We start from the raw sequence: 14,026 nt of genomic DNA, 5'->3' as shown, positions 1-14,026 counted from the left end.
TTGAGGGCTTTTTAATGGGTGAAGTAAACTTAGTTTTTCTTCACAAACTCAGATTTCAATTTCATTTGACCGAAACCATCAATTTTACAATCGATATTGTGGTCGCCTTCGACCAAACGGATACCTTTAACGCGGGTACCAATTTTTAGCATAGAAGAGCTGCCTTTGACTTTGAGATCTTTAATAACCGTGATGGTATCACCATCAGCTAACAGGTTGCCATTGGCATCTTTTACAATCAATTCATCAATATCAGCTACAGGTTCGGCATCATTCCATTCATGCGCGCACTCAGGGCAGATATACATATCGTTATCAGTATAGGTGTATTCAGACTGGCATTTCGGGCAAGGAGGGAATTGCATATTCATACTCTCAGTAACTTTATCAAAAGAATAAACAGTGGTGATATTTAAACCATCAAGCACCACAAAAGAGAGATAGTATAAGGTGAAAGGGCAATTAAATTATTTTTTCGGATTATTCTTAATTTTGATGTAATAAAAATAGGAAAAAGGCGAGAAAAGCCTCGCCTGAATGATGAGAAAAGCCAACTTGCCCGAAAATTTAGCAGTTAGCTTTTAGCACAGACTTCACAATGCGGGTCTTTGCTAAGTTTAAATTGGCGAAAATCCATGGTCATTGCATCAAATAGCAATACTTTTCCTGAATTAACTTTCCCATAATTAGCTAATAATTTAATGGTTTCCATCGCTTCTAGCGTACCAATGGTACCGACTAAAGGGGACATAACCCCTGCTTCCACACAAGTTAAGTTATTTTCACCAAATAAACGGCTTAAACAGTGATAGCAAGGGGTGTTTTCTTCATAAGTGAAAACAGATAATTGCCCTTCCATGCGAATAGCAGCACCTGAAACCAGTGGTTTTTTTCGTGGTAAACACAAGCGGTTGAGCTGTTCACGAATGGCAACGTTATCTGTGCAGTCTAAGATCACATCATGATGCATAATTAATTCATCAAGTTGTGCATCATCAAGTTGTGCATTGACGGTGTCAATTTGAATATATGGGTTAATGGCAGCAAGTTGCGCTTTAGCTGAATCAACTTTCGGTGTACCAATGGTGACGTCACGGTGCAAAATTTGCCGTTGCAAGTTAGACAATGACACGGTATCGAAATCCACCAATGTCAGATGACCGACACCAGCAGCAGCAAGGTATTGAGTTGCGGCACAGCCTAAACCGCCAAGGCCAATAACCAGTACTTTGCCAGCTTTAAGTTTTTCCTGCCCATCGAAATCAAACCCACGGAGGATAATTTGGCGGTTGTACCGCAACATTTCCGGATCGCTAAGCTCTTGCACTGTTATTATTCACTTTTTAATAAATAGTTAAACATTTCGACTTCAACCATTTCACCTGCTTCAACGCGCCCACGTTCTCTTTCAAGGACAATAAAACAGTTGGCTAAACTAAATGAACTAAACACATGTGAGCCTTGGTGACCCGTCGTGGCGACTTGCAACTGCCCTTGCTCATTGGTGCTTAGAATTCCTCGTTGAAAATCTAAACGGCCCGGGCTTTTCTTCAACATGGTGGTCACTGGAACCTTGAAGCGTAGCGGAGCACGCCATTGGCTGTGCCCTGAAAGGCGGGCAATCAGCGGTTGAACCAATTGATAGAAGGTGAGTGCGGCGGAAACAGGGTTCCCCGGTAGCCCACAAAACCAAGCGTCGCTCAGCTTACCAAAAGCAAAGGGTTTTCCTGGTTTAATGGCTAACTTCCAAAAACCAATGGTGCCTAATTCATCCAAAATTTGTTTGGTATAGTCGGCTTCACCTACGGAAACACCGCCACTACTGATCACTAAATCAGCGTGTTGGTTAGCTTCGATAAAGGTTTGCTTGAGTTTTTCGGGCGAGTCCGGTATTACCCCTAAATCAAGCACTTCACAATTAAGTTTTTCCAGCATCAGACGAACGGTAAAACGGTTAGTATCATAAATTTGCCCATCTGCTAAAGGAAGGCCGACGGCTTGTAGCTCATCTCCCGTTGAAAAAACGGCAACTTTAAGGCGGCGATATACGGTGACATCAGCAATACCCAGTGAAGCAATTAAAGGTAGCTGAGCGGTCGTTAGTAAGGTGCCCGCAGGGAATACGGCACTGCCTTGGGTAATATCTTCCCCTGCTTTGCGGATATTACTACCTTGTTTAATTGGTTGGGTGAATACAATACCTTGGTCCGTTTGTTGTGTAGATTCTTGCATCACAACGGTATCCACTCCTTGTGGAATTGGTGCGCCTGTCATAATACGTACGCAGCAACCTGCTTTTAGTTCACCTTCCATCGGGTTACCCGCAAAAGATTTACCTGCTACAGGCATTGGCGTTTTACCATCCCAATCGGCGAAACGTAAGCCATAACCATCCATAGCAGAATTATCAAATGGTGGAACATTGATAGGGGAAATCAGGTCTGTCGCAATGATACGTTGTGCAGAGGAGGTCAGTGGAATGATTTCTGTATCTGTGACGGTTTTCGTTTGAGATAGTAATTTTTCCAATGCAACATCTAGAGAAATCAAATCGTTAGTATGACACTGATCCATAAATAATGACCCTCATTATTGTTATCTGCCTTGAGGCTTTAAAATGTGTTCGTGATGCATATTATGGCAGAAATCCATTAGTGCGTGAATGAATAGAAATTGATTACAGATAGCTTTTGGTTAGATTTAACGAATAGGGAGGCATTAACGCAGACAAAATTACACATGAAATGACCAATTTTTAGATTATTTATTGCGTTAATCATTTCAAGTTTATTCATTTATCGCCATTCAAGGTTAAAACATTGATAAAAAATGTGCTACTAATCACCTTATATAAGGTGTAAAACCTTTTAATGTATGTATTCATCTTGTGAATAAATTACAGGGCTAAATGCAAATATTTCACAGCGATTAACGATGTTGTACTGGATTATCTCTACCTGCTGTTTTAGAGTACCGCACACCTGCATTTTATAAAAATAGTTATACCATTTGTGGAGGATCACATGTCATCTCTGAGTAAAGAGGCCGAATTAGTTCATGCCGCGCTGGAGGCTAGAGGCCTAGAAACGCCTTTACGTATCCAGCCAAAATCAGGCGACGAACGTAAGAAACTGATTGAAGGGCACATGACAGAGATCATGACGCTACTGAATTTGGATTTAACCGATGACAGTTTAGCTGATACCCCTCGTCGCATCGCAAAAATGTATGTTGATGAAATTTTTTCAGGGCTTGATTACGCAAACTTTCCAAAAATCACTTTAATTGAAAATAAAATGAAAGTGGATGAAATGGTCACTGTGCGTGATATTACGTTAACAAGTACCTGTGAACACCATTTTGTTACGATTGATGGAAAGGCCACGGTTGCCTATATTCCAAAAGATAAAGTCATTGGTTTATCGAAAATTAATCGAATTGTGCAATTTTTCTCACAGCGTCCACAAGTGCAAGAGCGCTTAACACAGCAAATTTTGGTTGCTTTGCAAACATTATTGGGAACAACAAATGTAGCTGTTTGTATCGATGCAGTGCATTATTGCGTGAAAGCACGTGGTATTCGTGACGCGACAAGTGCAACAACAACAACGTCATTAGGCGGGTTATTTAAATCAAGCCAAAATACACGGCAAGAATTTTTACGTGCAGTGCGTCACTTATAATTTATGACAGTAACGACGCCGTCAAGTCGCATTGGCCAACTTGACGCTGTTCGTGGTATGGCGATTTTAGGTATTCTTTTAATGAATATCTTTGCTTTTGCTTTACCACAAGCGGCGTATTTAAACCCTTATTACACCAATAAAACACCCGACTCAGAGGCTTACCTCTGGGGGATTTTCAATGTCCTTTTTCAAGGCAAAGTTCTCGCTATTTTTTCAATCCTATTTGGGGCAACCCTTGCTTTATTACAACCCCGTTCTCTTCGTTGGAACCGGTGCCGTCTATTGGTTTTAGCCCTGTTTGGGGTGATTCATGGGGTTGGTTTTTGGGATGGTGATATTCTTTTGGCTTATGCATTGACGGGCTTGTTGGTAACCTATCTGCTTAATCAATATGAAGATGGTTTTTTATTGAAAATAGCACTATCAATCTATTTGATTGGGTTAGTTATCTTGCTCGTGTTGGGTAGTAGTGTAGACCCCTCCGGTTTTTGGCAAACCTCTGATGAGCAACTGGCATTTGAATATGCGATACATACCTCAGGGGGAATGGATGGCGTGCTTTATCGAGCGTCAGAGATGCTCAAAATGGTTGAAATGTTGGTTATCCAATATGGCTGGCAATTAGCGGCATTGATGGTTATTGGTGCACTGCTAATGAAAAATGGTTGGTTACGAGGGCAATTTAGCACTCAACACTACCGCAAAATAGCCTACATATTTATCTTGCCATCTATATTGGTCCAAATAGTTTCGCTATACATGCAAAGCCAATTCAATTGGAGTTATTTTTCAACATCAATCATTGGTTATATTATTAATGAGCTAGTTATTCCATTTCAATCTTTAGGATACATAGCTCTGGTATATGGCTTTTGGACGACAGTGGCAAACAGCAAAGTCGCTCTTGGCTTGCAATATGTGGGGCGGATGGCGCTGAGTAATTATATTTTGCAAACACTAATTTGTACCGTGTTGTTTTATCAATTCGGCTATTTTGGTCAATTTACGCGGGTTGAATTACTTGTCTTGGTTCCCATTATTTGGGGAGCAAATTTATTGTTTTCTTATTATTGGTTGATGTTTTTCAGGCAAGGCCCACTTGAATGGTGTTGGCGCAAATTAACGAGAAAGCTGATAGGTAGATGAGTATTCATCTACCTATCAGACTGCTGACAAACATATTATGTTTGGCGGCAAGTCGAATAGGTTATTGAAAATAAACTAGGAAAATCAATTTATTGATTTTCGGCTGATAACACAAAGCGGGAAAAACCACGCTTTTATCCCGCTTTGTCAACAACCTCATAGGTAGATGAGTATTCATCTACCTATATATATCTACTTCAATTTATTGACTTCATCCGGTGAAACCGCCGGATAGCCTTTAATTCCTGCTGGCATCTTAATGGGGGCTGGGATGGATTCTTGTTCACCTAAAAATTTAGGTTCCCGTTTTAAGATATATAAATCCGCCAGAGCGCCTAGCCGTGCAAACACTTCACGCACTCTCACTCTATACATCCCAGAAGGTGTCGGAACTGCTAAACATTGTGCATCAATACCTTTATGTTTGGCGATAAAGACCGCGCGTTCACAATGAAAACGCTGGGTAATAATCGTAAAATTATCGGTATCAAACACTTTTTTAGTGCGTACTACGGAGTCTAATGTCCTAAAACCTGCGAAATCGAGCACGATTTTAGAGGCTGGAACCCCTTCTTTAATTAAATCTTTACGCATGTTGATTGGCTCATTGTAATTATGAGCGCCATTATCACCACTGAGGAGCAAATATTTAACTTTTCCACTGTGGTATGCCTCTGCTGCGCCTTTAATGCGATAGGTATAATAGAGGTTATTAACACCAGAGGCATAATATTTGGATGTGCCAAGTACCATCCCAACATCGCGTGCAGGCAATTTTTCTACATCTTCATAGATATAGGGGGCGGTATCCCAGCTTATCCAGCGATCAAGCAACATTATGGTCGTAAATGCGATCCCTGCAATAATAATAAGACCAAAAAACAGACGTTTCCTCATGTCCTAGCCTTGATAATAAAAAGTCATAATCCGAAATTGTCAGCCCCAATAGGCCTGTGTCTTTAGGCTACTTGACTTAAATTAGTGACGCAAGTCGCGTAACGTAAAGTCATGTCAATGTCTGAATACCAATCGAAGTTGACTAATATTAAGCCTAATAATTGAATTAAAATTAATCAGACATTGGATGAAAAAGATAAATCACATTCTCATTAAAGAGTGAGCGGCTTCACATCATGATAGTTTTTATAGAATGAAGCTATATATTATGAAATTTTAATTCTATATTTTATGTGTTCTGTGAAATATTGTTTCTTTGGCGGTTTTTTGTGAATAACAGTTCTCTAATCCGATAGGTGAGGAAAGTATGAAATTAACGACATTACTAGCCGCGAGCGCTGTGCTTGTTACAGCAAGTGTGGCGGCAAAAGAGTACCAAATCAATCATACCGATCAGTTAAAATCACTCAATGATGCGACTAAAAGTACTGAAGTCTGGGAAAAAGCAGAAGTATTAACCGATTTTACTTACCCATGGGAAAAGGAAGTGGCTCCCAAAACAGATTTTCGCGCTTTATGGAGTGATGACGCACTATATTTCCGTTTTATTGCAGATGATAAAGATATTCAGTTAGGTGATAACCCAGATAAAGACCAAGCGGTGTTAGATTCTGACCGAGTCGAACTCTTTTTCGCGACTAGCCCTGAATTAAAACCTTATTACACGGCTGAAATGGACCCGAAAGGGCGTACTTTCGATGCAAAAGCTAATTATTACCGTGAAGTTGACCCAAGTTGGAACTGGGAAACATTACAAACCGTGGGTGAAATGACGCCAAATGGTTATGTATTAACGGGAAAAATTGATTTAGATGAATTCACTAAACTCGATTTATGGCAAGACGCAGACAAACAGACACTAATGTGTGCCATTTTGCGTGGAGAGTTCAGCGCGGGTGAACCTAAGCAAGTGCGTAAATGGATTAGCTGGATCAAACCTGATTCCGTTAAACCTGATTTTCACATCCCATCAGCCTTCGGAACCTGTAAGTTCGTAAAATAGCATTATCGCCGGTGGCTTTTGTCACCGGTATTTTTCAATACAAACCTATTATTGTGAGAAAGATCATAACCCGCAATTAAGTGGTACGAAATTGCTGTGATTTGAATTGAAATTAAAATTCATTTAATGTATTTTTTAATGAAATTAAATTTCATGAGGGCATTTGAATGTCTCTAGCCGAAAATACTCTGAGTAACTGTCTACACAATGAATTCAATCAGGAAACGCAGCAGTTTTCACGTTTGGATACGCTATCGATGGTGAACGTCATTAACCAAGCTGATAGCACGGTTGCAGGTGCCATTCAGGCTGTTCTACCTGCGATTGCTCAAGTGGTTGACGCTGTTGCTGAGTGCTTAAAGCAAGGTGGACGTTTGTTTTACATTGGCGCGGGTACTAGCGGTAGGTTAGCCGTATTAGATAGTGCAGAATGTCCACCCACATTTGGTACTTCACCTGAAATGGTGCAATCGATTATTGCGGGTGGCCAAGATGCAATGCTAAAAGCGGTTGAAAATATTGAGGATTCAGCAGAATCAGCGATTGCTGAGCTAAAAAAACGCCAACTTTGTGCCAAAGATGTCGTGGTGGGCATTGCCGCGAGTGGACGTACACCATTTACCTTAGCGGGTATTGAATACGCTAATGAAATCGGTGCGTTAACGGTGGCTATCACCACGCGAGGAAGAGGGTTATTAAGTGACGTAGCAAAATTGGCAATTGCCCCCGATGTTGGCCCTGAAGTGTTATCGGGTTCGACTCGTATGAAAAGTGGTACTGCGCAAAAAATGATTTTAGGCATGCTAAGTACTTGTGTGATGGGGAGACTAGGCCGTATTCATACTAATTTAATGGTTGATGTTGTTGCCAGTAATATCAAATTACTGCGCCGCGCAGAACGGATTGTGAGTGAAGTCTGCGGTATTGATGAACACACCGCGGCAGGGTTATTAGCGCAAGTGGATTATCATCCACGACGCGCAATTTTAATGCATGAGCTACAAATTAATGCACAGCAAGCGACGGATATCGTTCAACAACATCCAAATACCACCTTGGATAGCATGTTAGCAATTACCGTTAAGTAATGGGATAGCATGTTGAAGAGCGGGTTTATTGGCTCAGTCAACATCAGGGGGATCATATGGCTAATAAGATAGAACATCTGGAAGTACTCGCCAGAGAAATAGAAAAATATGCGGGCGGCTTTGAGAACGTGGCAACATTAACTCATTGTATGACGCGTATTCGTTTAGTTTTAAAAGATAACAGTAAATTTGATGCTGAGTCCTTGAAACAAATTGAGGGCGTAAAAGGTGTTATTTTTAATGGTGAACAGCAACAAGTGATTGTTGGGATGGGAACCGCAGCGAAAGTTTTTTCGGTGATGAACAAACGTATGCAAGGTAGCACCTCTACGACATCAGAAAATGCAGCACCGGCGGAGAAAAAAGCGTTTTCCATTCGCCGTACGTTGAATACGTTAGCCGCTATATTTGTTCCTACTATTCCAGCGTTGATTGGTTGTGGTCTAATTATGGGGCTAATCAATATCGTCCGCTTGGTTGCTCCGGGGGTTGTCGACCAATTCCCTGAGTTATTTAAGTTATTAAAATTGATTGGTAGCGCAGTCTTTGTTTATCTTTCAATTATGATTGGGGTGAATACCGCGAAAGAGCTTGGTGCATCTACCTCAATTGGTGCGGTCATGGCTGGGTTACTTTCGATGCCGGGGTTAGCGGATATCACCTTATTTGGTTCGAAATTAGTCCCGGGTAGCGGGGGTATTTTTGCAGTGCTCATGGTGGTCGTTTTCTCTTCTAAATTTGAAGTGTGGTTTAGGAGCATTATTAAAGAAAGCTTAGACCTTATCGTGACGCCATTTGTGACCATTTTAGTCTCTGCGATGGTCGCAATTGTGGTGTTCCAACCCGCAGGACATTACTTAAACCAAATTTTGGCTCAAGGTGTTTCTGTCGCTTTATTAAATAGTGGCGGTGGTGCCGTGGCGACTGGCGGTATCTTGGGGGGAAGCTTCTTATTCTTATTACTAACGGGTTTACATCAAGGTTTGATCCCAATTCACGCTGAAATTTTACAAACTTTTGGTCTGAATTACTTGTTCCCAATTTTAGCGATGGGGGGAATGGGGCAAGTGGGTTCGTGTTTCTGGGTTTATTTAAAAACCAAAAACCAACGCTTGAAGAAAACCTTAGTCGGTGCGTTACCTGTGGGTATTTTTGGTGTTGGTGAACCGCTTTTATTTGGTGTGTCATTACCATTAGGTAAACCATTCATTGCAGGTTGCATTGGCGGAGCTGCGGGCGGGGCATTAATGGCGTTCTTCCATGTCGGGATCATCATTCCTTTTGGAACAGCAGGGTTATCATTAATTCCATTAGTGGGTGATGGCCAAATATTGGATTTCTTAATTGCTGTTGCAGGTGCATGGATTGTCGGGTTCATTGCCAGTATGATAATAGGCTTCACTGATCCAGAAAAATAATTAGAAGGAAAAGCCATGTCGACACTGACGGTAAAACTGGAAAGCTTGCAGACACGCGGTAAAGGCACAGAACAACGTATTGCCACATTTTTGCTGGATAACCGCGAAAGTCTTATCGCGATGAATGCAGCGGAATTGGCACAGGCGGCTGGGGTCAGTAGTGCATCTGTTATCCGCTTTTCACGCCAAATGGGGTACCGTGGCTATCCTGAATTTAAAGTTGATTATTTGTCGGATGAGAAGCAACACAAAGCAGAAAGTTTATACGGTAATCTGAGTCGTCACGATGATACCTCTCAGATTATCGCCAAAACAGGGCAAATGTTTATTTCGGCTATTGAAAAATCACTGGATTTACTTGAGCCCTCTGTCGTAGATACCATCGCGCAAAAAATGTTTCAGGCCAAACGTATCGTGCTGTTTGGTGTCGGGTCTTCAGCCATTGTTGCCAGTGATATTTTCCATAAATTAATTCGCATTAATAAACACGCACTGTTTAGTTATGATTTGCATGTTCAGCTAAGTTACTCGGCAAACTTAGGGCCGGAGGACCTTGCTATTGCAGTAACGGCGCGTGGAAACACTCAAGAAATCAATAGCATGCTTCGTGCTGCAAAAGAAACAGGTTGCCCGACAGTCGCACTGACACGTTTTGGTCAAGATGAAGCGATAAAGTTAGCGGACTTCGCCTTGCCTTATTTTTATGATGAGCAACATTCCCAATTAGGCATCATCACCCCCCAAGTGTTACAGATGATTACTTTCGATACATTATTTTTTAAATACCTCACGTTAGCAGATAGTGATGCAAATGAAGCATTACAAAAAGGGCGACGAGCACTGATACAAGGCAAGAGTTAATGATTGTAACGGAGTTAGCGATAGGCGCACTTATTGGGCTGATTATCAGCACAACGGGTGTCGGTGGTGGTGTGATTGTCTTACCGATACTGACCTATTTTTTTGGGCTAAATGCACTAGCGGCAGTAGCCACTGCCAATTTCCTTTCGATGCTAATGAAGGTTTCTTCTTCTTATATGCATTTTCGATTAGGCAATATCCCCTTTAAAGGCGCTATGATTGTATTAGCGATTATGTTGCCGAGCACATTTCTCTCAAGTCTGTTTGTTACATGGTTGGGGGGATTACCGGGGTATGAAAAACAAGTCGAGTGGGGTATTAACCTGTTAGTGGCTGCTGCCATTATTTTTTCGCTATATTTATTTGTTCAGCGAATGTTTTTTGTTTCGATCATCAAGCAAGAAGCGGCAAAAGGGGATCAGCTAAAATCCATGGCTGTGCCGGCTATCCTAGCGGGTGTTGTACTTGGTGCAACTGGAGTTGGTGGTGGGGTGGTTGTTCTCCCTATGTTGCTGCGCTATATGCAACTGAATATTAAGCAAGCAATTGGTACATCGATTTTTGTAACAACCGTGTTGTCTGGTTCCTCTGCTTTAGCTTATGCGCAAGATGGCTATACGGATTTAAAACTGGCGCTGATATTGTGTGCAGGGGCATTGATTGTGATGCCATTAGCTAAATATTTACTGGTCCGTTTATCTGAACGTACTTTCCAATACATTACATTGTTATTAATTATCTGTAGTGCAGTAATGATGACAATGAATTTATTCACTTTCTAGATTTACGCGTCCTATTATTGACGGTATCAATAATAGGACTAATCTCTTACGAAAAAACGGTATTTTTATCGCTGATTAAGTTCTTTTGCCATTTCTTGGTAAATAAACTGGCGTTCATAGTTCAAGTCTTCGTCTTGTAAGGAAGAAAACTGGCTGAGTGTAATAGCGAGTAAGGCGGCAGCTATAAGTACAATGACACCGCTAGAGAGTAGTTTTGCCCGGGCGGTTGCTTGGGGCGCAAGTACAAAAGCGCCACTAATAACAGCGCCAAGTACTGCGCCACCAATATGAGCAGCGTTATCAATACCTGACTGCAAACCATTGATGAGAGTTAGCGCAATCATTCCAATAATATTATATAGCGGGCGTTTTAATTGGTTGCGCTCTTCAAGAGAGAGGTTTGGGTTATTTATCCCTTTTAATAAATAAATTACGGAAGCGGCAGCTAACCCCATAATGGCTCCAGATGCGCCAATACCAACGGTAATATATACCGTGTTATCAGGTAAATATAAACTATTCCATGCATTCATTGACGCGCGGTTTGCTGCGGCGTTAATGGCTTCACTGTATTGCCAATAAGCGCTAAAAAATGCCGCGCCAATACCTGAAAATAGGTATATTGCGAGCATCCTAAATTTTCCATAGGTGCGCTCGCATTCAATCCCAATAACAAACAAGGCCAATGTATTTAAAGCAAGGTGCATACCACCTGAGTGCAATACCATACTGACTGGATAACGCCACCAATCCCCCGTTAATGAAAGTTGGTAAACATTGGCACCAAATAATAATAAGTTATTTTCTTGGGAACCGAGTGGGGCGGCATAATTGAGCTGGTAAAAATAAACAACAATATTTAGCACCGCAATAAAAAGCGTTAGGGCTATTGCCCATAGGGAAAACTTAGGTTTTTGTGGAATAGCAGTATTGAGGTCGCCAGTCATGTCAATATCCTATTAATCAGTCATGGCTGTTATCTTAAATAAGTGATTTGTTTAGCGCAATTTATCATTATCTGAGAAAACAGACATTCGTTTTTTCGGATCTATAAAAAACAAAAAAAGGAGCTCTAAAGAGCCCCTTTCAATCAATACCGTTATGACAAATTAAAACGAAGTCCGTTTATAGGTACGGTACTCTGGTTTCCAGAAATTACGCTCAATGGCTTCATCCAATGCGCTATCAGAGGTGACCGTTGCCACACCTTGAATTTGTGCTTCTTTTGCCACTTGTTTAGCAATAATGCGAGAGACATCTTGAATATCAGACAGCAGAGGCAATAGCGCACCTTCACCATTTTTAGCAAGAGGTGAACAGCTGGCGAGAGCGCGGCTGGCGGCCATTAACATGCCATCAGTAACGCGTTTAGCACCAGAGGCAATCACACCAAGACCGATACCCGGGAAGATATAGGAGTTGTTACATTGTGCAATTGGGAACACTTGGTCTTTGTAAGATACTGGGCTAAATGGACTTCCTGTTGCGACTAAGGCTTTGCCATCAGTCCAATTGATAATGTCTTCAGGGCGAGCTTCAACACGTGATGTTGGGTTAGATAACGGCATCACGATAGGGCGTTCACAGTGCTTATGCATCTCTTTAATGATTTCTTCTGTGAATAACCCAGCTTGGCCAGACACACCAATCAATATGGTTGGTTTGGCATTGCGTACCACATCTAACAGTGAAATTGAGTCACTGTTAACATCCCAGTCGGTTAAATTCCCACTGTTTTGGGTTAATTTGGCTTGGAAATCGAGTAAGTTAGGTAGTTTATCGGTTAATAAACCAAAGCGGTCAACCATATAAATACGTGAACGCGCTTCTTCGTCACTCAAGCCTTCGGATTTCATCTGGGCGATGATTTGTTCTGCAATACCGCAGCCTGCTGAGCCTGCACCCAAGAAAGTCACGCGTTGGTCGCTTAGCTTACTGCCTGCGGCATGGCTGGCGGCAATTAAGCTACCTAATGCAACCGATGCGGTGCCTTGAATATCATCATTGAAACAGCATAGCTCATCACGGTAACGGGTTAATAAAGGCATCGCATTTTTCTGTGCGAAATCTTCAAATTGTAATAATACATTTGGCCAGCGGCGTTTAACTGCCTGAACAAATTCATCAAGGAACTCGTTGTATTCATCACCCGTAATACGTGGGTGACGCCATCCCATATATAGAGGGTCATTCAGACGCTGTGGGTTGTTGGTTCCTACGTCAATAACAATAGGTAAGGTATAAGCAGGGCTGATACCCCCGCACGCGGTATAGAGAGAGAGTTTCCCAATTGGGATGCCCATACCACCGATACCTTGGTCACCAAGGCCTAAAATACGTTCGCCATCAGTAACAACAATCACTTTCACATTTTGTTTGGTGGCGTTTTGTAGCATGTCGTCGATGTATTCACGATTTGGATAAGAAATAAATAAACCACGTGCACGACGATAAATGTCAGAGAAATGCTCACAAGCTTCACCCACGGTTGGGGTATAGATAATAGGCATTACTTCAGTGAGGTGAGCATCGATAAGGCGATAAAATAAGGTTTCGTTGGTGTCTTGAATATTTCGCAGATAAATGTGTTTATCAATATCTGATTTAAAATCAATTAATTGGCGGTAGGCACGTTCAACTTGTTCTTCGATGGTTTCTACTTGTTCAGGAAGTAAACCATGCAAGTTAAAATTTGCACGCTCTTCTTCGGTGAAGGCGCTTCCTTTATTCAGCAAAGGGAATTCAAGCAAAATTGGGCCAGCGTAGGGTATATAGAGAGGGCGTTTTGTTTCGTACTCATGTTCCATGAAATATCACTCTTCGGACGATTAATCAACAAAGTCAGGGTAGATCCTAAGCTAAACAGCAAATATGTACAGTAAATAATGATAAAAAAGCGTTAAAAAATTTACTGAAAAATATTGTGCATATGATAAGGAGTTTATGCGCGGAAGGGAATGAAAGCCGATAACGGCATACGCATTACGGTAGGTAGATCACGCTTAGGCAAATAATGAATGTCTCATCGTTATTTTTACGTTTTCAAACGTTAGTTTAGCTTTGCTGCGGGTTCAATTTTTTCATG

13 protein-coding genes are annotated in these 14,026 nt (G+C 41.5%); 7 read left to right on the top strand and 6 right to left on the bottom strand.

The window, feature by feature from the left end; translation table 11 throughout:
* Nucleotides 1-29 precede the first annotated feature (29 nt).
* The 3 genes from PZ638_RS14870 to moeA form a co-directional block, all read right to left on the bottom strand.
* Nucleotides 30-365 (bottom strand): zinc ribbon domain-containing protein YjdM, encoded by a 336-nt coding sequence (locus PZ638_RS14870; RefSeq protein WP_004909208.1) that lies wholly within the window; start codon nt 363-365, stop codon nt 30-32.
* 209 nt (nt 366-574) lie between these two features.
* Nucleotides 575-1,303 carry a molybdopterin-synthase adenylyltransferase MoeB gene (gene moeB, locus PZ638_RS14865; protein ID WP_207951426.1) on the bottom strand — a complete coding sequence of 243 codons (729 nt, stop codon included), beginning with the start codon at nt 1,301-1,303 and terminating at the stop codon, nt 575-577.
* Between the two features lie 29 nt (nt 1,304-1,332).
* Nucleotides 1,333-2,574, bottom strand: a complete 1,242-nt coding sequence (gene moeA, locus PZ638_RS14860) for a molybdopterin molybdotransferase MoeA (RefSeq protein ID WP_094962436.1) — start codon at nt 2,572-2,574, stop codon at nt 1,333-1,335.
* Between the two features lie 449 nt (nt 2,575-3,023).
* Here moeA and folE point away from each other — a divergent pair, with 449 nt between their 5' ends.
* On the top strand, nt 3,024-3,683 hold the full coding sequence (gene folE, locus PZ638_RS14855; RefSeq protein ID WP_004256561.1) for a GTP cyclohydrolase I FolE: 660 nt from the start codon (nt 3,024-3,026) through the stop codon (nt 3,681-3,683).
* A gap of 3 nt (nt 3,684-3,686) precedes the next feature.
* Entirely contained in the window at nt 3,687-4,832 is a 1,146-nt protein-coding gene (yeiB, locus tag PZ638_RS14850; RefSeq protein WP_165879245.1) for a DUF418 domain-containing protein YeiB, read from the top strand.
* 192 nt (nt 4,833-5,024) lie between these two features.
* On the opposite strand, the gene sanA is transcribed toward yeiB, so the two are convergent.
* A complete protein-coding gene (gene sanA / locus PZ638_RS14845; protein ID WP_094962438.1) occupies nt 5,025-5,729 on the bottom strand; it encodes an outer membrane permeability protein SanA in 705 nt (234 codons plus the stop codon).
* A gap of 367 nt (nt 5,730-6,096) precedes the next feature.
* Here sanA and PZ638_RS14840 point away from each other — a divergent pair, with 367 nt between their 5' ends.
* From PZ638_RS14840 to PZ638_RS14820, 5 genes are all read left to right on the top strand, one after another.
* Nucleotides 6,097-6,792, top strand: coding sequence for a sugar-binding protein (locus PZ638_RS14840; protein WP_144140383.1), 696 nt, complete (start codon nt 6,097-6,099; stop codon nt 6,790-6,792).
* 167 nt (nt 6,793-6,959) lie between these two features.
* Complete coding sequence (gene murQ, locus PZ638_RS14835; protein WP_004256554.1) at nt 6,960-7,880, top strand: N-acetylmuramic acid 6-phosphate etherase; 921 nt, start codon at nt 6,960-6,962, stop codon at nt 7,878-7,880.
* 56 nt (nt 7,881-7,936) lie between these two features.
* Nucleotides 7,937-9,298, top strand: a complete 1,362-nt coding sequence (locus PZ638_RS14830) for a PTS transporter subunit EIIC (protein WP_004256550.1) — start codon at nt 7,937-7,939, stop codon at nt 9,296-9,298.
* A gap of 15 nt (nt 9,299-9,313) precedes the next feature.
* On the top strand, nt 9,314-10,159 hold the full coding sequence (locus tag PZ638_RS14825; RefSeq protein ID WP_004256548.1) for a MurR/RpiR family transcriptional regulator: 846 nt from the start codon (nt 9,314-9,316) through the stop codon (nt 10,157-10,159).
* Complete coding sequence (locus PZ638_RS14820) at nt 10,159-10,941, top strand: sulfite exporter TauE/SafE family protein (RefSeq protein WP_004256546.1); 783 nt, start codon at nt 10,159-10,161, stop codon at nt 10,939-10,941. Before PZ638_RS14825 ends, PZ638_RS14820 begins: the two co-directional genes overlap by 1 nt.
* Before the next feature lie 65 nt (nt 10,942-11,006).
* Here PZ638_RS14820 and PZ638_RS14815 read toward each other — a convergent pair whose 3' ends face one another.
* Entirely contained in the window at nt 11,007-11,888 is an 882-nt protein-coding gene (locus PZ638_RS14815) for a rhomboid family intramembrane serine protease (protein ID WP_196731829.1), read from the bottom strand.
* 162 nt (nt 11,889-12,050) lie between these two features.
* Nucleotides 12,051-13,748, bottom strand: coding sequence for an NAD-dependent malic enzyme (locus tag PZ638_RS14810; protein WP_004256541.1), 1,698 nt, complete (start codon nt 13,746-13,748; stop codon nt 12,051-12,053).
* Nucleotides 13,749-14,026: the final 278 nt, after the last annotated feature.

Origin of the sequence: Providencia hangzhouensis (genome assembly GCF_029193595.2) — a bacterium.
Classification (GTDB): domain Bacteria; phylum Pseudomonadota; class Gammaproteobacteria; order Enterobacterales; family Enterobacteriaceae; genus Providencia; species Providencia hangzhouensis.
Note: the sequence above shows the minus strand (reverse complement) of the source record. Positions and strands in the feature narration are given on the sequence as shown.